We start from the raw sequence: 5,196 nt of genomic DNA on the forward strand, positions 1-5,196 counted from the left end.
GGTCCCCGACCGCTTCGACGGGTTGCTGTGGAAGGCGATCGGACCCTCGCTGGTCCGGTCCGCACCGGGCGGTCCGCACCTCCCGCGGCCCCCGGCTGCGCATCGGGGCGGGTGCACCCGCCGACCCCACCGCGCGGCCGTTCGCGCCGCCGCCCGGGAGACGCGCTCCGCCCCCTTCGGCGGAGTCCGCCGATCCGGCCCGGGGAACCGGAGGTGGCCCGGGCGCGTACTCTGGGTAGTACAACGAACGTCCCCGGCGCGGTGCCCGGACCCGAGATCACCCCGTGAAGGCGGGCGTGAACCGGGCGGGCCCCCCAGGGCCACCCGCACATCTCGTGGACGGACGCGTCCCCCGCGTCCGCCCCGCATCGAGGAGAAGAACCACTGGGCAAGCGACAGCCCGAAGGCCCGCCGCCCGCACCGGCGGTGCAGCGCATCCGACTGCGCTACACCAAGCGCGGCCGCCTCCGGTTCACCAGCCACCGTGACTTCCAGCGCGCCTTCGAGCGTGCGTTGCGCCGTGCCGAGGTGCCCATGGCGTACTCGGCGGGCTTCACCCCGCACCCCAAGGTGTCGTACGCCAATGCCGCCCCGACGGGCACGGGCTCCGAGGCCGAGTACCTGGAGATCGCCCTCACCCAGGTGCGTGATCCGGAGACCCTGCGGGCCCTGCTCGACGAGTCCCTCCCGGCCGGTCTCGACATCACCGATGCCGTCGAGGCCCGGACCTCGGGCCTCGCCGACCGACTCACCGCCTCCGTGTGGGAGCTGCGCCTCGAGGGCGTCTCCGTGGAGGAGGCGGAGAAGGCCGTCGAGGCGTTTCTCGCCGCCGAGACGGTGGAAGTACAGCGCAAGACCAAGAACGGAGTCCGCACCTTCGACGCCCGTTCCGCGGTCACCCAGCTGACGGCGGACCGTGCCCAGGGCGACCCCCGGGGTGATGGGCCGCTGGACGGCGCCTGTGCGATACTGCGCCTGGTCGTTCGGCACCTGACACCTGCCGTACGACCCGACGACGTCCTGTCCGGTCTCCGAGCTGTGGCCGACCTGGCGCCGCCGGTCCCCGCTGCGGTGACCAGGCTGGCGCAGGGGCTCTTCGACGAGGAGTCCGGCACGGTGACCGACCCGCTCGCGCCCGACCGCGAGGCAGTCACGGCCGCTTCACCCACGGCCGCCGGGACCGCCTCAGCGACGGCGCCGGGTGCAGGTACCGCGTAGGGAGCGGTCGTCGTAGCGCCGCCCTGGCACTCGGGAGCCACCTGGGTCGGGCAGCGCACTGACCAGGAGACTTTCGCCAGGCCGTCCGCACAAGGCGTACGGAACCGGCGAGCCAGACATACAGCTCCCGTGCGGCGCCCGCGCCCCGGACGGCGGCACCGCGCCACAGGCGCGATCCTGCCGCCGGACCGGAACCAGACGCGGCGCCCGGGAGCGTGACGGGAGAACCGCCCGCATGCTCGAGTCCAACGAAGACACCAATGCCCCCGGTGACAAGCTGCCGCCGCGCCGCAGGCGCCGCGCCGCTTCCCGCCCCGCCGGTCCGCCGGTGACGGGCGTCACCGACGAGACCCCGGCGACCGCCGACACCCCGGCCGCGGAGACCGTTCCGGTCGAGGCCGCCCCGGTCGAGGCCGAGACCGCCCCGGCGCGTCCGCGTCGTCGGGCCACCCGCAGGGCCACCTCGCCGACCGCTGCCGCGGCGCCGGCCGCCGAGACCGTCGTGGAGCCGGTCGCGGCTCCGGAGCCCGTCGTGGAAGAGGCCCCCGAGGCCCCTGAGGCCGCCCCGGCGCGTCCGCGTCGTCGGGCCACCCGCAAGGCGACTTCGCCCGTGACGTCGACGGCCGCCGTGGAGGGCACCGCCGAGCCGGTCGCTCCGGCTGCCGAGGTCGTGGAGGCCCCGGCTGCCGAGGTCGTGGAAGAGGCCGTGCCGCCGGCCCGTACCCGTCGTCGCGCCACCCGCAAGGCCACCTCGCCCGAGGCGACCGCGGAGGCGCCCACCACCGGCGAGTCGCTGCCCCGGTCCGCGGTCGAGCAGATGGCCACCGACGAAGCCGAGGTCGCCGCCGCCGAAACCGCGGCGACCCGTGGCCGCGGTCGGCGTCGCGCCACCTCGCCGCAGTTCACCTCCGAGCCGGCCCCGGTCCGCGAGACGCGCCGCGCCGCGCGTCCCGCCGTTGCCGTCTTCCAGGCCCCGGTCTTCACCGAGCCGATGTTCCAGACCCCGGAGACCGCGGCTGCGGCAGCCGCCGCCGTGGTCGAGGAGCCGGAGGAGGACGAGGTCGTCGAGGCCGTCGAGGCTGCGGAGGTCGTCGAGGCCCCGGAGACCACCGAGCGGGCCGAGTCCGGCTCCCGTCGTCGTCGCCGTCGTCGCAGCGAGCCCGTCGCCGTCGAGCCCGTACCGGCCACCGTTGCCGACGAGCCCGAGGTGGAGGCCGCCGCCGACGAGCTCGAAGAGGCCGCGGAGGTCGAGGAGGCCGAGGAGACGGACGAGCACGAGGACCGTCCCTCCCGTCGCCGCCGCCGCGGCGGCCGTCGTCGCCGTCGTGGCGAGCTCACCGAGGTCGAGGAGGCCGAGGAGGGCGAGGAGCCGCAGGCCGAGGAGGAGGCCGAGGAGGGCGAGGAAGAGCCCGAGGAGGCCGAGGCCTACGCCGGCGGTTCCGCCAGCTCCCGTCGCCGCCGCCGCCGTCGCCGTCGCAGCGGGGACGCCGCGGCCGAGGCCGAGACGGCCGACGAGGACGGCGTCCGCACGGTCGTCAAGGTCCGCGAGCCCCGCCCGGCCCGCGAGAAGGCCGAGCCGTCCGACGAGGTCCAGTCCATCAAGGGCTCGACCCGCCTGGAGGCCAAGAAGCAGCGTCGCCGTGAAGGCCGTGAGCAGGGCCGCCGCCGCGTCCCGATCATCACCGAGGCCGAGTTCCTGGCGCGTCGCGAGGCCGTCGAGCGCGTGATGGTCGTCCGCCAGAACGGTGAGCGCACCCAGATCGGCGTCCTCGAGGACAACGTGCTCGTCGAGCACTACGTCAACAAGGAGCAGGCCACCTCCTACGTCGGCAACGTCTACCTGGGCAAGGTCCAGAACGTCCTGCCGTCCATGGAGGCCGCCTTCGTCGACATCGGCAAGGGCCGCAACGCCGTCCTCTACGCGGGCGAGGTCAACTTCGAGGCGCTCGGCATGGCCAACGGGCCGCGCCGCATCGAGACCGCCCTCAAGTCCGGCCAGTCGGTTCTCGTGCAGGTCACGAAGGACCCGATCGGCCACAAGGGCGCCCGTCTGACCAGCCAGGTCTCCCTGCCGGGCCGGTACCTCGTGTACGTCCCCGAAGGCTCGATGACCGGCATCAGCCGCAAGCTCCCGGACACCGAGCGTGCCCGTCTGAAGACCATCCTCAAGAAGATCGTCCCCGAAGACGCCGGCGTCATCGTGCGCACCGCCGCCGAGGGGGCGAGCGAGGACGAACTCCGCCGTGACGTCGAGCGGCTGCAGGCGCAGTGGGAGGACATCCAGAAGAAGGCGAAGAGCGGCAACGCCCCGACCCTGCTCTACGGCGAGCCGGACATGACCGTCCGGGTCGTCCGCGACATCTTCAACGAGGACTTCTCCAAGGTCATCGTCAGCGGCGACGACGCGTGGGAGACCATCCACGGCTACGTCGGCCACGTCGCGCCCGACCTGGTCGACCGGCTGTCGAAGTGGACCAGCGAGGTCGACGTCTTCGCCACGTACCGGATCGACGAGCAGCTGATGAAGGCGCTCGACCGCAAGGTCTGGCTGCCCTCCGGCGGTTCGCTGGTGATCGACAAGACCGAGGCGATGGTCGTCGTCGACGTCAACACCGGCAAGTTCACCGGCCAGGGCGGCAACCTGGAGGAGACCGTCACCAGGAACAACCTGGAGGCGGCCGAGGAGATCGTGCGCCAGCTGCGGCTGCGCGACCTCGGCGGCATCGTCGTCATCGACTTCATCGACATGGTCCTGGAGTCCAACCGCGACCTGGTGCTGCGCCGCCTCCTGGAGTGCCTGGGCCGGGACCGGACCAAGCACCAGGTGGCCGAGGTGACCTCCCTCGGACTGGTCCAGATGACCCGCAAGCGGGTCGGCCAGGGCCTCCTGGAGTCCTTCTCCGAGACCTGTGTCCACTGCAACGGCCGTGGTGTCATCGTGCACATGGAGCAGCCGACCAGCCCCGGTGGCGGTGGCGGCGGCAAGCGCTCGAAGAAGCGCGGACGCGGTGGTGCCGAGCACACCCACGAGCACGAGCACGTCGAGGCCGTGGAGCAGGAGGTCGCCGAGCCGGAGACGGCCGAGACCGAGGCCGAGGTCGCGGCCGAGCTGGCCGCCCCGGTGGCCCTGCCGGTACCGATCGCCCCGGACGAGGAGCTGTACGGCTCCGTCGCCGAGGCCGAGGCCGCCGCCACCCGTGGTCGGGGCCGCCGCCGCGCCACCCGCCGGGTGTCCGCTCCCGCGGTCACCACGCCCGTCGCTCCGGCGCCGGCAGCGGAGACCGAGGCCGTCGTGGTCGAGCCCGCGCCCGCCGCACCGGTGGTCGAGGCGCAGCCCGCCGATGCGCCGGAGCCGGTCGCCGAGCCGGTCGCCGCACCGGTGGTCGAGGAGGCCCCGGCCCCCCGTGGCCGTCGTCGTGCCACCCGCCGTGCGACCTCCCCGGTCGTCTCGACCGGGGAGACGGGTCCGGAGACCGCTCCGGCACCCGCTGCCGAGCCGGTCGTCGAGGCCGCCCCGGCCCCGGAGCCGGTCGTCGAGGCCGCCGAGCCCGTCGTCGAGGAGGCCCCCGTGGCCGCTCCGCCGCGGGCCCGTCGCCGGGTGGTCCGCAAGGTGACGGCCCCCGCCGGTTCGCCCGTGGGCACCGAGGAGGCTGCCGTCGTCGTGGTGCCCACGACCTCGTCCGAGGCGCCTGCGGAGGCTGCCGAGGCGCCGGTCGAGACCGAGCAGGAGGCGGCGCCGGCCAAGAAGACGGCTGCGCGCAAGACCGCCAAGAAGGCCACGACCAAGAAGGCCGCCACCAAGAAGACGGTGGCGAAGAAGACGGCGGCGAAGAAGACCACCGCCAAGAAGGCCACGGCGAAGAAGGCCACGGCGAAGAAGGCCACGGCGAAGAAGGCCGCGGAGAAGACCGCGGCCCCGGCCCAGGACTGACCGGCCGGTGCGGGCCGTCCCCCCGTTCCTCCGAACGGGGGGACGGC

The 5,196-nt window shown here is 74.2% G+C and carries 2 protein-coding genes; both read left to right on the forward strand.

Annotated elements, in window-relative coordinates:
* The first annotated feature begins 426 nt into the window (after positions 1-426).
* A complete protein-coding gene (locus ACFW2Y_RS34585; RefSeq protein WP_384887346.1) occupies positions 427-1,218 on the forward strand; it encodes a TIGR03936 family radical SAM-associated protein in 792 nt (263 codons plus the stop codon).
* A 235-nt stretch (positions 1,219-1,453) separates the two neighbouring features.
* Entirely contained in the window at positions 1,454-5,149 is a 3,696-nt protein-coding gene (locus tag ACFW2Y_RS34590) for an Rne/Rng family ribonuclease (protein ID WP_384887349.1), read from the forward strand.
* Positions 5,150-5,196: the final 47 nt, after the last annotated feature.

The sequence above is a fragment of the Streptomyces sp. NPDC058877 genome, assembly GCF_042742855.1.
Lineage (GTDB): Bacteria > Actinomycetota > Actinomycetes > Streptomycetales > Streptomycetaceae > Streptomyces.

What these genes read in the sequence shown, in the direction of transcription:
- ACFW2Y_RS34590 (WP_384887349.1), top strand. Translation starts at nt 1,454, where the DNA reads ATGCTCGAGTCCAACGAAGACACCAATGCCCCCGGTGACAAGCTGCCG.